We start from the raw sequence: 14,165 nt of genomic DNA, 5'->3' as shown, positions 1-14,165 counted from the left end.
CGCGTTTGTGCCCGCGTGTGCTGATGCGCGGTTTGGTTCCCCAGTGGGAACGCGTAACTACGGATCGAGGCTTCTAGCAGGCTAAATCTGGCCGACTCATCCGCCGATAACAGCATTTCAAGGCACGCACAATGTCGTGCTGGTCTCTCGAAAGGAGTGCCATGCCCGCACTCGTAGAAGACCGTTTGGATACTGCCGAGCAGGCTTTTCTAGACCAGGTGATCGCGAAAAATAGCGAACGGCCGGGAGCCCTGCTGGCGATTCTCCAGGCGGCGCAGGACCACAATCCTCATAAGTACCTTCCTCTCGATACGCTGAAGTACATCGCGACGAAGATGGAGATTCCGCTTTCGCAAATTTTCAGCGTTGGCACGTTCTATTCCTTATTCAACCTGGACCCGCAGGGCGACAACACGATCTGCATCTGCCGCGGGACGGCTTGTCATACGCGCGGCTCTCGGAACCTGCTGCAGAGTGTTCGGCTGGAACTCGGTCTTCCGATGGAAGACTCGACGGAGATGGAAGGGGACAAGATCCAACTGACGACGGCGGATGGAAAGTTTACGGTGCGGACGGTAGCGTGCTTCGGGCAATGCGCACTGGCACCGGTAGTCGAGGTCAACCATCGCATCTGCAGCCACGTCAATGAACGGACCTTGCAACGCGAGATCCGAAACGTCGAGCGGGAGAACGACTGATGCCGCGCATACAAGATATAGGCGCATTCAGCAGCGTGCGCGAAGGGGGGCTGGCTAAACTCGTCCCCTCGACACCGCGCATCGCGGTCAGCATGGGGACGTGCGGGCGCGGCAACGGCGCCGAAGGCGTATACCACGCTTTCGCCGAAGCCATCGATCGCAGCGGAGCGAACATCGTTCTGGCCGGCGTGGGATGTTTTGGGGCGTGTTGCCAGGAGCCCCTGGTAAACGTATGGCTGCCCGGAAATCCGCTGGTGATGCTGCGCAAGGTTCAGGCCAACGATGCGGGCCGTATTCTGCACGATCTGATGACGGGTAAGATCACGCCCGACCTTGTTTACTGCAAGATCGAGGAGTGGGACCACATCAGCGCGCACGTCAAATACGGGCGCGGATATCCGGAAGTGCCGTCGTGGAACGATGTCGCGTTCTTCAAGGGCCAGAAGAAGATCGTGCTGCGCAACTCCGGACTCATCAATCCCGATGACATTGAGGAGTACATCGCAGTCGGTGGATACCAGGCACTCTACAAAGTTCTGATCGAAGGCCGTCCGGAGATGGTGATTGAGCAGATTAAGGCGGCGAAGCTGCGAGGACGTGGTGGCGCGGGGTTCCTGACCGGTAACAAGTGGGAGTACCTGGCGAAGGCGAAGGCGGATCGCAAGTACATCATCTGCAACGCCGACGAGGGCGATCCGGGCGCGTACATGAATCGCAACGAGATCGAGAGCGATCCGCATTCGATGCTCGAAGGCATGATCATCGGTGGATACGTGATGGGTGCGACGCAAGGAATCGTTTATGTCCGCGCCGAGTATCCGCTGGCGGTTCACCGTCTGAACCGCGCGATCGAGCAGGCACGCGAGTACGGCATGTTGGGCGAGAACATCCTGGGGCGCGGATTTAATTTTGATATCGAGGTGGTCGAGGGTGCGGGAGCGTTTGTCTGCGGCGAAGAGACGGCCCTGATCGCCTCTCTCGAGAGCCAGGCGGGGCGGCCGCGACCACGTCCACCGTATCCTGCGCAGCACGGTTTATGGGGATATCCGACCAACATCAACAACGTCGAGACCTGGTACAACGTGTCGCCGATCATCATGAAGGGCCCGGCGTGGTTCACGGAGACGGGCAGCCCGAAAAGTTCGGGGACGAAAGTATTCTCGCTCGTTGGAAAGGTCAACAATACCGGCCTGGTCGAGATGCCGCTCGGGACGCCGCTGAAAACATTTGTCTACGACATTGGTGAGGGCGGTGCTGGCGGACGTGAGGTCAGGGCGATCCAGACGGGCGGTCCGTCTGGCGGAACGATTCCGGTGGAAATGTTCGATACGCCGGTGGATTACGAAAGCCTCGCGCACCTTGGGTCGATCATGGGGTCGGGCGGCATGGTGGTGATGGATGAAGACAACTGCATGGTGGACGTGGCGCGGTACTTCATCGAATTCACCCACTCGGAGTCGTGCGGTAAGTGCATTCCGTGCCGCGTGGGACTCGACAAGTGCCTGCGCATCTTGAACCGAATCACGCAGGGCGCGGGAACCATGCACCACCTTGAACTGCTGGACGAGCTGAGTCGCTTCATTCGTGATTGTTCGTTGTGCGGACTAGGCCAGACGGCGCCGAATCCGGTACTGACGACGCTGCGGCACTTCCACGACGAATTCGAGGACCACATTGTGGCGCGCCGCTGCCAGGCAGGAGTTTGCACGGAACTGGCAGTCTCGCCGTGTGAGAACAGTTGCCCGCTGCACATGAACATCCCCCGGTTCCTGCAGCTTTACAAGGAAGGGCGGCTGGACGAAGCGTTTGAGGCGGTGATTCTGGAGAATCCGCTGCCGGCGTCCACGGGACGAGTGTGCCAGCACCCGTGCGACGAACGTTGCCGGCGCCAGACCATCGATGAATCGGTGAACATGCGGGAAGTACACCGCTTCATTGCCGATTCAATCTTCCTTTCGGATCGTTTCGAAGAAATGGCAGGGAAGGTCGTTGCGCGCAAACTGGAGCCGACCGGCAGGAAGATCGCAGTGGTCGGTGCAGGCCCGGCTGGTCTGACCGCCGCGTTCTATCTTGCGCTGCTGGGACACGAGGTGACCGTGTTTGAAGGGAAGGCGGAGGCCGGCGGTATGTTGCGTTTCGCATTGCCGGAATACCGTTTGCCGAAGTCGGTGCTGCATCGCGAGATCGAATTGATCGAGCGGCTCGGCGTCAAGTTCGTGTTCAACACGCGGATTGGCACCGACCTTTCCCTCAACGAACTGGATGACCGATTCGACTCCGTGTTCATCTCCATCGGTACGTGGAAAGAATCGTCGGTGTACCAGGCCGGAACGGAGCTGCAAGGAGTTCACCCGGCGCTGCTGTACCTCGAAACGGTCGCACGGGGCGAGCCGATTTCACTTGGAAAGAAGGTCGCAATTATCGGCGGGGGTAATGCGGCCATTGATTCGGCACGAACCGCGTTGCGTTCTGGAGCTGAAGTCACTGTGTTCTACCGCCGCACACAAAAAGACATGCCCGCTATCGAAGAAGAGACACGGGCGGCGAAGGAAGAAGGTGCAAGGTTTGTCTTCCTGGCCGCGCCGCACCGCGTGCTCGGCGATCCAAAGGGCCGAGTAAAGGCGATTGAGTTCGTCAAGACGCGGCTGGGCGGGTACGACACCTCAGGTCGTCGCAAGCCGGTGCTGACGGACGAGATCTCGCGCTACGAGTGCGATTCGGTGATCTTCGCAATCGGAGAAAGCGTGGACCTGGATTTCGCACGTGCTTCGGGTCTGAGCCTGAAGCAGAGCGGCACTATCGAGGTCGACCGGTACACGCTGGCGACGAGCCGGCCGAGGTTCTACGCCGGCGGCGATGTCGTAACCGGCGCCTCCAACGTTTCGAATGCAATGGCTTATGGCAAGCAGGTGGCACGCAACATCGATTTCCAACTGATGGAAACGAATCGCTGGAGCCGGCTGTTTCCGGCCATTGCCTATTCGCAGGAGCTGCCGGAGGAACCGAGTCCCAACCATCGCCACCACGGCCATACGCTCGCGGTTGCGAAGCGACAACGCTCCGCGGACGAAGTCGTGCTGGGCCTGACGCATGAGGAGGCTCTGGATGAGGCGTGCCGCTGCCTCCGTTGTGACATCGAGTTGGAAAGCAACATCAGCTAGAGAGGAGCATGTCCTTGGCGCAAAAGAAACTATCAATACGAATTGACGGCGAGCTGGTTACCGCGCTGGAAGGGCAGACCATTCTCCAGGCTGCAAAGGCGAGCGGGAAATACATCCCGACCCTTTGCGATCTCGAGGGCTTGACGCCCGTAGGCGCGTGCCGGCTCTGTATTGTCGAAGTGGCGGGAGTAAATCGATTGCTGCCCGCATGCACCACGCCAATCCAGGACGGTATGTCGGTAACGACGAAGTCCCCGAAACTGGCGGCCTATCGGCGGATGGCCCTGGAACTCCTCTTTGTCGAAAGGAATCACACCTGCGCGGTGTGCGTCTCCAACGGACACTGCGAACTGCAGAGTTTGGCGACGGCGATGGGGATCGATACGGTTCGGTTTGCGTACAACTTCCCCAAAATGTCGGTCGACGCTTCCCATCCGCGCTTCGTGCTCGATCACAACCGCTGTATTCTCTGCACGCGCTGCGTGCGGGTGTGCGCGGAGATCGAGGGCGCGCACGTTTGGGAGGTGACGTCGCGCGGCATCCATTCACGGATCGTTAGCGACCTGAACCAGAAGTGGAGCGATGCCCGCAGTTGCACGAATTGCGGCAAGTGCGTGCAAGCGTGTCCGACGGGCGCGCTTGCCGAGAAGGGTTGGGCAGTGGAGGAGATGGTGAAGCGGAACGACAACATCAGTTCGCTGGTGCACCGCAGAGGAGTTCGCTCATGAAGAAGGTGAAAGTCGCCACCGTCTGGCTGGACGGCTGCTCTGGATGTCACATGTCGCTACTCGATATGGATGCCGCCATCATCCAACTGGCGCGCAAGATCGACATCGTCTACGGGCCGTTGGTGGATGCGCAGGAGTTTCCCGAGGACGTGGACGTCACGCTGGTTGAAGGTGCGGTCAGTTCGCAGGACGACCTCGCGAAGATCCAGAAGATACGCGCCCGCACCCAACTCCTGATTGCGTTGGGCGATTGCGCCGTTACCGGCAACGTTCCGGCAATGCGCAATTCCGTGCCGGTAAGCAAACTGTTGCAGCGGGTTTACGTCGAAGGCTCGCAGGGCAACAAGGTGGTTCCGACCGACCGCGTTCCAGCACTGCTGAAGACGGCACGTCCATTACGGGAGTTCGTGAAGGTAGATGTTGCGGTACCGGGCTGTCCGCCGCCGGCGAAGATGATCTTCGGCCTGATCAACGGTCTTCTGGAAGGCAAGAAGAAAACCGACACGACCCCGGTCGTAAAGTTCGGATAAGGAGAGCGCATGAAGCGCATCACCATTGAGCCCGTGAGCCGCATTGAAGGCCACGCCAAGATCACGATTCAACTGGACGACTCGGGCAAGGTCGCGGGCACGGAATTCCATGTCACGCAGGTGCGCGGGTTCGAGAAGTTCACGGAAGGTCGCCCGTTTTACGAGATGCCGGGGATCACCTCGCGCATATGCGGAATCTGTCCGATCAGCCATCAACTGGCATCTTCGAAGGCGTGCGACGGGATTCTCGCCGTGCGGGTGCCGCAGGCCGGGCGAAAGCTTCGCGAGGTATTGCATTGCGGCCAGTTCGTGCAATCGCACGCGTTGAGTTTCTTCTATCTTTCGGCGCCGGATTTCCTGCTGGGGATGGAATCCGATCCCGCAACTCGCAACGTGCTCGGAATCATTGCGCGTCATCCCGAACTCGCTCGCGACGGCATCGACCTGCGCAAGTTCGGGTTGATGGTCATAGAGGCTCTTGCCCAGGAGCGCGTACACCCGTCGTGGGTAGTGCCAGGCGGAGTGGCATCGCCGATAACGGCACAGACCCGGGATAAGCTGCTGGCGGAGATTCCACAGGCTATGGCGGTCACGGACCGCACGCTACAGTTCTTCAAGAGTGTGCTGGACGATTACAAGGAGGAAATCGAATGCTTTGGCTCGACTCCGACCATGTATGCCGGCCTGGTCGACGCCAAGGGCAACCTGCAACTCTACGAAGGTGCGCTGCGGTTCCGTGCCGCCGATGGAACAATCGTCGAAGACCAGATCGCGGCCGACGATTATGCAACTTTCATCGGCGAGACGAGCCTGCGGGAGTCGTATCTTAAGGCACCGTATTTCACTCCGAAGGGAATCTCCGATGGTGTGTACCGGGTCGGTCCCCTGGCACGACTCAATGTCGCAGACCGGTGCGGTACTCCGAAGGCAGACGCCGAACTCAAGGAATTCCGCCAGCGCTTTGGACATCCGGCGCACAGCGCATTCCTATTCCATTACGCGAGGCTCGTTGAAATCGTCTACGCGCTTGAGCGTATGGAAGAGTTGCTGTCCGAACCGGCAATCCTCGATACACACGTACGTGCCATGGCGGGCGTTAACGCGATGGAAGGTATCGGGATGATCGAGGCGCCACGCGGTACCTTGATTCACCACTACAAGGTCAATCCGGATGGTGCGATTACATGGGCGAACCTGATCGTTGCGACCGGGCATAACAACCTTGCGATCGGCAAGAGCGTGCAGCAGGTTGCAGAACACTACGTGCACGGCGACAAACTGCATGAAGGCATGCTGAACCGCGTTTCGGCGGTGGTACGGGCCTATGACCCCTGTCTCAGTTGCTCGACCCACGCCGCTGGGGTGCTTGCGATGAAGGTCCAGCTGGTGGGAGCGAAAGGAGACCTGCTCGACGAAGTTGCCTCAGATTGAGCGGCTTATCGTGACTTTCAGGGCGCTGGCGATCAGCCACCGTTTTGATGTCCGATGTTTTCGGTGCAACTGCAGAGCGGTTTCCGGTTTCAACTCATTAGGGGCCTTTTGCCGAACGAGGGTTTCTCGAACCGATGTGGAGGGTGTGCGACGACACTGCGCACACTTTTCGGCCCGGGTTCCTGATCCAGAAAGAGAGGTTGAGGAATATGAGAAGAGCAGTGCTGGCAGTTGCAACTGCCGTCCTAGGCTTGACGATTGGGGTTTTTGCGCAAAACCAGAAAGGCCAACAAAAGAATCAGTCGCAACCTGTGGCGCAAACAGGCAACCTGAATGAGATGACCGGCTCGGTTCCGGTAATCCCGGGAGTACAGATCATACAGGGACCAAATCGCGGAGACGTGCGCATTGCACGCGAAGTCCGGCATGAACTGCTGATGCTGCCGTATTACAGCCTATTCGACGATCTTCGTTACAAGGTGGACAACGGCACGGTAACTCTGCTGGGCAACGTGATCAATCCGACGCTGAAGAGCGATTCGGAAAACGTAGTGAAGAGAATTGAGGGTGTTCAGAAGGTTGAGAACAAGATTAATATTCTTCCGCCTTCGCCGATGGACCAGAGTATCCGTATCGCTACCGCGAGGGCCATTTTCAGTTATGACGGCCTTTCCCGGTACGGATGGGAGGCGGCGCCCAGCATTCACATTGTCGTGAACGGCGGGCACGTGACGCTGATGGGAGTGGTAGATTCACAGGCGGACAAGAACGCTGCGGGGCTTCGCGCTAATGGTGTTCCGGGAGTTTTTTCCGTGAACAATGAATTGCAGGTAGCAACAGCAAAATAGAACCGAAAGATTTTTGTTTCATCCTTTCATGCTGTCGCGAATCGAATAGTTCGTGTTCGCGACAGATTTATTTTTGGGAGGACAAAATGCCGGAACAGTTAGCCGATGATTTCAGCGCGCGACTCGCCTCAGCAGAAGCTGATTTGAGAGTCATCACAGAATTTGAAGCTTCTGAACCCTACAAGCCTGATGTATGGACCCGTAAGCAGGTTCTGGGTCATCTGATCGACTCCGCAATCAATAATCACGTCCGCTTTGCTGTGGCCGCGCTCGATGCCGAATATAGCGGTCCTGCATATCACGCGCAGGGTTGGGTGGCCATACACGATTACGCGAACATGCAGTGGTCCGAGCTGCTGGAATTGTGGAAGGCACACAACGCGCTGCTGGCTCGCGTGGTGAGGCAGATTGCCGACGACAAACTCGCCGCCCAATGCCGCATCGGCAACGACCCGCCGGTCACGCTGCGATATGTCATCGAGGACTACCTGCGCCACATGGAAGAGCATGTCACCGAGATCACCGAGAGCCAGGCTCCGCGGCAGATGTCAGCATAACCGGAAGCACGATGTGTGATGGTGCCTTCACGGTGCCGTAGACCCGTTGCGTAGCCTTGATGAAGTCGCGCGCTTTCGCCTGAAAGATATTCGGCACGAACTTCTGCGGATTGCGGTCGATGATGGGGAACCATGTGCTCTGTACCTGCACCATGATGCGGTGCCCCTTCAGGAATACATGATCATGGCTGCGCAGCGGGATTTTGTACTCAGTGACTTGGTTCGGAACGACCGGAACAGGTTTCTCGAAGCTTTTGCGGAAACGCGCTCGTGCTACTTCTGCCGCAATGATCAACTCGTATCCGTTCAAGCTCTGCGCATATTCACCCGGTTTGTATGGCGCAGTGTCGATGTTGCGCGGCTGAGCGTCCTCGGGATAGACATCGATCAGTTTGACGATCCAGTCGCTATCGGTGCCAGTGGTTGAAGCGAATAAATCTGCTGCCAACTCCCCCGTGACCGTTATGTCATGATCCAGCGGCTTGCTCTCAAACGTGAGCACATCGGGGCGATGCTCGACGAAGCGTTGATCCTGCACCTCCCAGGTGGTCCAATCGCCTCCCGGATAGGTCGGCGAGATTGGGCGATGGCGGTATGGGACGGGGTTCGCGGGATCGGAGATGTATTGCGCGTAACCGGTGGTGCTCTTCGGGGCAATGAAGGAGAGTTCACCGCCCGCGAGCAGATAGAGATTGGTATTCTTCGCCTCCTTCGGAGGCCATGCGCTGTACTTGTGCCAGGTATTCGAACCCGTCTGGAACGTCTGCGCCTCCCACGTAAACGGCTGGCCTTCTCCGTGCAGCCAGTAGCGGAACCACGGGGCCTCGATGTTTTCACGGAACTCGAGAGACGTGTTGTGTCCGCCGAAGGGGATCAGGCCGAGATGGGAGCCGTCCGCACCGCGCCATCCACCGTGATTCCACGGGCCGGCGACCATGAAGTTGTAGTGCTTCGGATCGTTCTTTTCGTCGCTGTAATAGATCTTCCACGGACCCCACGGGTCTTCCTGATCCCAAAATCCGGCGACGTTGAGGATCGGCACGGTTGCACCGTGGATCTGGTTCGTAAACGATTCTTTTTGCCAGAAGGAGTCGTAATTCGGATGGTCGGCCATGTTGTTCCACGCCGGCAGCTTTCCGTGAAGGTACTTGGCGTTGATGTTGGAGAGCGGGCCGAGATCCAGATACCACTGATAAGTATCGAACTTGTCGAAGTTGAAATGCGTGTTGGCGTTTTTATCAGCTTCTTCGAGGACGGAATATTCGAAGGCGTAACTCAGGCGCAGTGCGCCGTAGCGATGGAAATCGTCATTCATCCACTGGTCGGCGGGAGACGCCTGCTCGGAAATGGCCTTCAGCGCTGGATGCGGATCGAGGGTGCTCAACGCGGCAGTGAGTCCCGGGTAGGAGACGCCGAAAATACCGACCTTCCCGTTGTTGTTGGGAACGTTCTTCAAGAGCCAGTCGATGGTGTCGTAGGCATCGGTGGATTCGTTTGGCCCTTTCGGATCGAAGGCCATCGACATGTTAAAGGTGCCCTCGGACTTAAAGCGTCCGCGCAGGTTCTGGTAGACGAAGATGTATCCGTCGGCGATGAGTTGCTTCATGGAGGGCGCGTGCAGAAAGGCTTCGGTCTCCGGGACGCCATAGGGAGTGCGCACCATCAGAATGGGCAGAGGCTCCTTCTGGTTCAGCGGGACAAAATAGACGGTCTGCAAATGAACCCCGTCGCGCATGAGGACCATGACTTCGACGCGCTTGAATTCGTTTTCCGCGGGCGTGGTTTGCGCGATGGAGATGAGAGTGCAGCAGAAGAGGACGAGGGCTATCGTGACACGGATGCGCATAATAAAGGCCTCGCAGCAGCTTTCGTCGGAAATTGGTGGGCAATTATAAACGAGTGTGTCGACCGCGCGAGGCGCGGACTCGCTTATTTACCTTCGGGCAGGTAATCGCAGGCTTCGCGGCACTCCAGGCAGTAGTACTGACCGTCCTCACACAGGCGTACCTGGTTGGAACCCTGGCACAGGGCACAGTACTTGGTGCACTCGCACCTGTCTTCTACCTGCTCGCAAACCACGCAGCGGAATCGTTCGGTCATGGGCGAAGAGTAGCGCGAAATGAGAATAGAAGAAAGAGCTTGCTAACCATGAAGGGCACTAAGGAACATGAAATCCAGAGTGTCCGTTCGTATCCTTGGGGTTGCCTCTTTCGAGCGGTTGCGACTCATTGACCCGTGGAAAATGCGCGTGTTAACGTACAAGGTTGCTTTATCTTGCTGAGCGCAGACAGGTTGTCTGCCCGAAGGAAACTCTCCTTGGCTCCCACGGTTGTTGGCACACCCCGCAAGACCGCATTGAATGCTGTTCATCGACAGATGGGCGCCCGCATGGTCGACTTCGCGGGCTGGGATATGCCGGTCGAGTACCCGCCTCACGGTGATCGCAAGGCCGGCGGACTCATCGCCGAGCACATGGCAGTGCGCACGAGCGTCGGCATTTTCGACGTCAGCCACATGGGCGATATTCGCGTTCATGGGCGTGAGGCGCTTGCCGCCATCCAGCGTATGACCATGAACGACGCGACGAAACTCGCGATCGGCCAGTGCCAGTATTCGGCTCTGCTCTATCCCGAGGGAACCTTCGTAGACGATGTCATCGTGCATCGGCTGGGCGAGAGCGATTACCTGCTGGTGATCAACGCCGGAACTCGAGAGAAGGACGTCAACTGGGTCGTGGGTCAGGGGGAAGGATTCGACTGCAGGGTCGAAAACCTCAGCGACAACTTCACGCAGATCGCGATCCAGGGTCCCAACGGCGTAAAGCTGTTGCAGAAGCTGACAGACGCGGATCTCTCGAGGGTGAAGTTCTACTGGTTCACGCACGGTGCAGTTTGCGATTTGCCGAACACGCTAATCGCGAGGACCGGATATACGGCCGAGGACGGCTTTGAGATCTATATCCCGTCGGACGAGGCGACCAGCGCGCGTGTGTGGAACGCCGTGATGGACGCCGGGAAAGAGTTTGGCGTGCTTCCGTGCGGGCTCGGCGCGCGCAACACCTTGCGGCTCGAGGGTTGCCTTCCTTTATATGGGCACGAAATTTCGGAGTCGATTACGGTTTGGGAGGCGGGACTCGATCGGTTCCTCAAGATGGACAAGGGCAACTTTGTCGGCCGAGCCGCGCTGGCTGAGCAAAAGGAAGAGGGGATCACCCGCAAATTGGTCGGCCTTGAGAACGTCGACCGAGGAATTCCGCGCGACGGCTACAAGGTATTCGATCTCGCCGGGAAAGAAATTGGCTACGTAACGAGCGGATCGCCCGGGCCGTTCCTGAAGAAGAACATCGCGCTCGCGTATGTCCCCCTCGAATTGTCTGGCATCGATACCGAGGTTAACGTCGAGATTCGCGGGCAGATGGTGAAGTGCAAGGTGATTCCGACACCGTTCTACAAGAGACCGAAGTTGAGTACAGCGCCGAAGCCCGGCGTGTGACGAAATTCAGTGGCATTCATTGCCAAGGGAGCGTTCGATGGCTTATCCCGCAGATTTCAAGTACACCAAAGAGCACGAGTGGATCAAGGTTGACGGTACGACCGGAACGATTGGGATTACCGATCATGCTCAGAACTCGCTTGGTGACATCGTGTTTGTCGAACTGCCGAAGGTTGGTGCCGAGTTGAAGGCGGGCGAAAGCTTCGGCACCGTCGAATCGGTAAAAGCGGTCAGCGACCTGTTTGCGCCGGTTTCGGGGACGGTGACCGAAATTAACGAAGCGCTGGCGACTGCCCCCGAGAAAGTAAACAGCGACGCTCATGCGGCATGGATGGTGAAGGTGACGTTGAAGGACCCGTCCGAGTTGAATAGACTGCTCTCCGCCGCCGATTACGAAAAGTTTGCAGCAGAAGAGAAGTAGCAGAGCTTCGATCGTTATGCGGGTAAGCTGCATTTGCCGATTACCCGATTTCCGGATCACCCGATTACCCTATTAATATGCGCTATCTTCCGAAGTCTCCCACCGACCGCGAACACATGTTGCGCGAGATCGGCGTTAATTCTATTGACGATTTCTTTGCGCCGATCCCGGCGGAATACCGGCTGAACCGCGATCTCAAGGTGCCACGACAGATGTCAGAGCAGGAGATCATGGAGTGGTTCAAGGCACGTGCCGCCGAGAACACAACCGGCTTTCACATCTTTCTTGGGGCCGGTGCCTACAACCATTACCGGCCGGTCGTAATTGACTCGCTCATCTCGCGCGGCGAATTCTTCACCGCCTACACGCCCTACCAGCCGGAAATCGCGCAGGGAACACTTCAGTCGATATTCGAGTTCCAGTCGATGATCTGTGAACTCACGGGGATGGATGTCGCGAACGCCTCCATGTACGACGGTTCAACAGGCGCGGCCGAAGCTCTGATGATGGCTGTGCGCCTGACTGGCCGCAGCAAGGCTTTGGTAGCACGGAGCGTGCACCCGGAGTATCGCGAGGTGATTCGCACCTACGTCAAGCACCAGGGGATGCCTCTCGGGGAGATCGGTTTCGGCGACAACGGGCGAGTAGATCTGAAGGCGCTCGACGCTTCAATTGACGATCAGACTGCGTGCGTGCTGATTCAGTCGCCAAATTTCTTCGGCACCATCGAGGACGTTGCGGCTATTGCGGATCTCGCGCACAAGAAAGGCGCGTTGCTCGTGGTCTCGATCTCCGAGGCACTATCGCTAGGGATCGTGAAGCCGCCGGCGGATGCCGATATCATCTCCATGGAGACGCAGTCGTTCGGAATCCCGCTCGGTTACGGCGGGCCGTACGCCGGTGTCATCGCGACGAAGGAGAAATTCGTACGGCAGATTCCCGGACGCCTTGTGGGCGAAACACGCGACCGTAATGGCAAGCGAGGGTTCGTGTTGACGCTGTCGACGCGCGAGCAACACATACGGCGCGAGAAGGCGACGTCGAACATCTGCACCAACCAGGCGCTGATCGCGCTGATGGCGAATATTTACATGACGATTTACGGGCGCGAGGGGCTGAAGGAATTAGCGAAGCAGAACCTTGCAAAGGCCGCTTACGCACGGCAGCAGATGGCCAAGAAGGCGAAGGTGCTGTTCGATTCGGCGCCACGTTTCAATGAATTCGTCGTGCAAACGGCGGACGATTCCTATGTCATAGGGCAGCGGCTGACGGACAAGCACATCGTCGGCGGCTTCCCTCTGAGGAAGTTCTATCCCGAACTCGGCAATGCCGCCGTATGGTGCTGCACCGAAATGAATACGCGCGAAGCAATCGACGCGGCTGTCGCGGAGGTGAAGTGATGGAAGACAAAATCCTCAAAGCGACAACGCACATCAGCCAGAACGAAGGTCTGATCTTCGAGAAATCCTCTCCGGGCAAGAAGGGGTACCGACTCGCGCCGCTCGACGTTCCAGAAGTCGATCCGGCAAAGGAACTCGGCAACGTGGCCCGCGAGGACCTTGGCAATATGCCCGAGGTCAGCGAAATCGAGATCATCCGGCACTTCACGCGTATGTCGACCTGGAACTACGCGGTCGATCACGGGATGTATCCCCTCGGCTCGTGCACGATGAAATACAATGCGCGCGTGAACGAGGCAGTAGCGCGATTTGAAGGACTCGCGAACGCGCATCCGTATCAGCCGGAGCGTGTGTCGCAGGGATGCCTGCGCGTAATGAAGACGCTTGCAGATGCCTTGATCGAAATCTGCGGCATGGATGCGATCACGCTGCAACCGGCGGCGGGCGCGCACGGAGAACTCACGGGCGTGCTGCTGATTCGCGCGTACCTGGAGTCACAGGGCAATCCGCGCAAGCGCATGCTTATTCCGGATTCTGCGCACGGAACGAACCCTGCGACGGCGGCGATGTCCGGCTATGCGGTCGAGAACCTCAAATCGAACGAGCAGGGCATGGTCGATCTGGCGGCGCTTGAATCACAGATGAACGACGAGATCGCCGGTTTGATGATCACCAACCCGAGCACACTCGGCGGCTTTGAAACGCAGATCGGGAAGATTGCCGAGATCCTGCACGCCAAGGGCGGCCTGCTCTACATGGACGGCGCCAACATGAACGCGCTGGTCGGCAAGACGCGCCCCGGCGACTTCGGTGTCGACGTGATGCATCTGAACCTGCACAAGACGTTCTCGACGCCTCATGGCGGCGGTGGTCCGGGGTCCGGTCCTGTCGCGGTCAAA

General features: G+C 58.2%; 12 protein-coding genes. 11 read left to right on the top strand and 1 reads right to left on the bottom strand.

Annotated elements, in window-relative coordinates; genetic code table 11:
* Window positions 1–161 precede the first annotated feature (161 nt).
* From ROO76_02920 to ROO76_02890, 7 genes are all read left to right on the top strand, one after another.
* On the top strand, window positions 162–698 hold the full coding sequence (locus tag ROO76_02920; GenBank protein ID MDT8067097.1) for an NAD(P)H-dependent oxidoreductase subunit E: 537 nt from the start codon (window positions 162–164) through the stop codon (window positions 696–698).
* Entirely contained in the window at window positions 698–3,859 is a 3,162-nt protein-coding gene (locus ROO76_02915) for an NADH-ubiquinone oxidoreductase-F iron-sulfur binding region domain-containing protein (GenBank protein ID MDT8067096.1), read from the top strand. The genes ROO76_02920 and ROO76_02915 overlap by 1 nt, the downstream gene beginning before the upstream one ends.
* An 8-nt stretch (window positions 3,860–3,867) precedes the next feature.
* A complete protein-coding gene (hoxU, locus tag ROO76_02910; protein ID MDT8067095.1) occupies window positions 3,868–4,587 on the top strand; it encodes a bidirectional hydrogenase complex protein HoxU in 720 nt (239 codons plus the stop codon).
* On the top strand, window positions 4,584–5,117 hold the full coding sequence (locus ROO76_02905; protein ID MDT8067094.1) for an NADP oxidoreductase: 534 nt from the start codon (window positions 4,584–4,586) through the stop codon (window positions 5,115–5,117). Before hoxU ends, ROO76_02905 begins: the two co-directional genes overlap by 4 nt.
* A gap of 9 nt (window positions 5,118–5,126) precedes the next feature.
* Window positions 5,127–6,548, top strand: coding sequence for a Ni/Fe hydrogenase subunit alpha (locus ROO76_02900; protein MDT8067093.1), 1,422 nt, complete (start codon window positions 5,127–5,129; stop codon window positions 6,546–6,548).
* A gap of 209 nt (window positions 6,549–6,757) precedes the next feature.
* A complete protein-coding gene (locus tag ROO76_02895) occupies window positions 6,758–7,396 on the top strand; it encodes a BON domain-containing protein (protein ID MDT8067092.1) in 639 nt (212 codons plus the stop codon).
* An 86-nt stretch (window positions 7,397–7,482) separates the two neighbouring features.
* Entirely contained in the window at window positions 7,483–7,953 is a 471-nt protein-coding gene (locus ROO76_02890; GenBank protein MDT8067091.1) for a DinB family protein, read from the top strand.
* Here the strand turns inward: ROO76_02890 and ROO76_02885 are convergent.
* Entirely contained in the window at window positions 7,916–9,799 is a 1,884-nt protein-coding gene (locus ROO76_02885) for a CocE/NonD family hydrolase (protein MDT8067090.1), read from the bottom strand. The genes ROO76_02890 and ROO76_02885 overlap by 38 nt on opposite strands.
* 470 nt (window positions 9,800–10,269) lie before the next feature.
* Here ROO76_02885 and gcvT point away from each other — a divergent pair, with 470 nt between their 5' ends.
* The 4 genes from gcvT to gcvPB all read left to right on the top strand — a co-directional run.
* Entirely contained in the window at window positions 10,270–11,445 is a 1,176-nt protein-coding gene (gene gcvT / locus ROO76_02880; protein MDT8067089.1) for a glycine cleavage system aminomethyltransferase GcvT, read from the top strand.
* A 37-nt stretch (window positions 11,446–11,482) separates the two neighbouring features.
* Window positions 11,483–11,866 (top strand): glycine cleavage system protein GcvH, encoded by a 384-nt coding sequence (gene gcvH, locus ROO76_02875; protein ID MDT8067088.1) that lies wholly within the window; start codon window positions 11,483–11,485, stop codon window positions 11,864–11,866.
* 77 nt (window positions 11,867–11,943) lie between these two features.
* The gene (gene gcvPA, locus ROO76_02870; GenBank protein MDT8067087.1) at window positions 11,944–13,266 is read left to right on the top strand and encodes an aminomethyl-transferring glycine dehydrogenase subunit GcvPA; all 1,323 of its coding nucleotides are present in this window, start codon (window positions 11,944–11,946) and stop codon (window positions 13,264–13,266) included.
* A partial coding sequence (gene gcvPB / locus ROO76_02865; GenBank protein ID MDT8067086.1) for an aminomethyl-transferring glycine dehydrogenase subunit GcvPB occupies window positions 13,266–14,165 on the top strand: 900 nt, incomplete at its 3' end. The genes gcvPA and gcvPB, both read left to right, overlap by 1 nt.

The sequence above is a fragment of the Terriglobia bacterium genome, from assembly GCA_032252755.1.
Taxonomy (GTDB): Bacteria; Acidobacteriota; Terriglobia; order Terriglobales; family Acidobacteriaceae; genus JAVUPY01.
The sequence above is the reverse complement of the archived record's forward strand: the minus strand, read 5'-3'. Positions and strand labels throughout refer to the sequence as shown.

What these genes read in the sequence shown, in the direction of transcription:
- gcvH (MDT8067088.1), top strand. Translation starts at nt 11,483, where the DNA reads ATGGCTTATCCCGCAGATTTCAAGTACACCAAAGAGCACGAGTGGATC.
- ROO76_02900 (MDT8067093.1), top strand. Translation starts at nt 5,127, where the DNA reads ATGAAGCGCATCACCATTGAGCCCGTGAGCCGCATTGAAGGCCACGCC.
- ROO76_02920 (MDT8067097.1), top strand. Translation starts at nt 162, where the DNA reads ATGCCCGCACTCGTAGAAGACCGTTTGGATACTGCCGAGCAGGCTTTT.
- ROO76_02905 (MDT8067094.1), top strand. Translation starts at nt 4,584, where the DNA reads ATGAAGAAGGTGAAAGTCGCCACCGTCTGGCTGGACGGCTGCTCTGGA.
- gcvPA (MDT8067087.1), top strand. Translation starts at nt 11,944, where the DNA reads ATGCGCTATCTTCCGAAGTCTCCCACCGACCGCGAACACATGTTGCGC.
- ROO76_02895 (MDT8067092.1), top strand. Translation starts at nt 6,758, where the DNA reads ATGAGAAGAGCAGTGCTGGCAGTTGCAACTGCCGTCCTAGGCTTGACG.
- hoxU (MDT8067095.1), top strand. Translation starts at nt 3,868, where the DNA reads ATGTCCTTGGCGCAAAAGAAACTATCAATACGAATTGACGGCGAGCTG.
- ROO76_02890 (MDT8067091.1), top strand. Translation starts at nt 7,483, where the DNA reads ATGCCGGAACAGTTAGCCGATGATTTCAGCGCGCGACTCGCCTCAGCA.
- ROO76_02885 (MDT8067090.1), bottom strand. Translation starts at nt 9,799, where the DNA reads ATGCGCATCCGTGTCACGATAGCCCTCGTCCTCTTCTGCTGCACTCTC.
- ROO76_02915 (MDT8067096.1), top strand. Translation starts at nt 698, where the DNA reads ATGCCGCGCATACAAGATATAGGCGCATTCAGCAGCGTGCGCGAAGGG.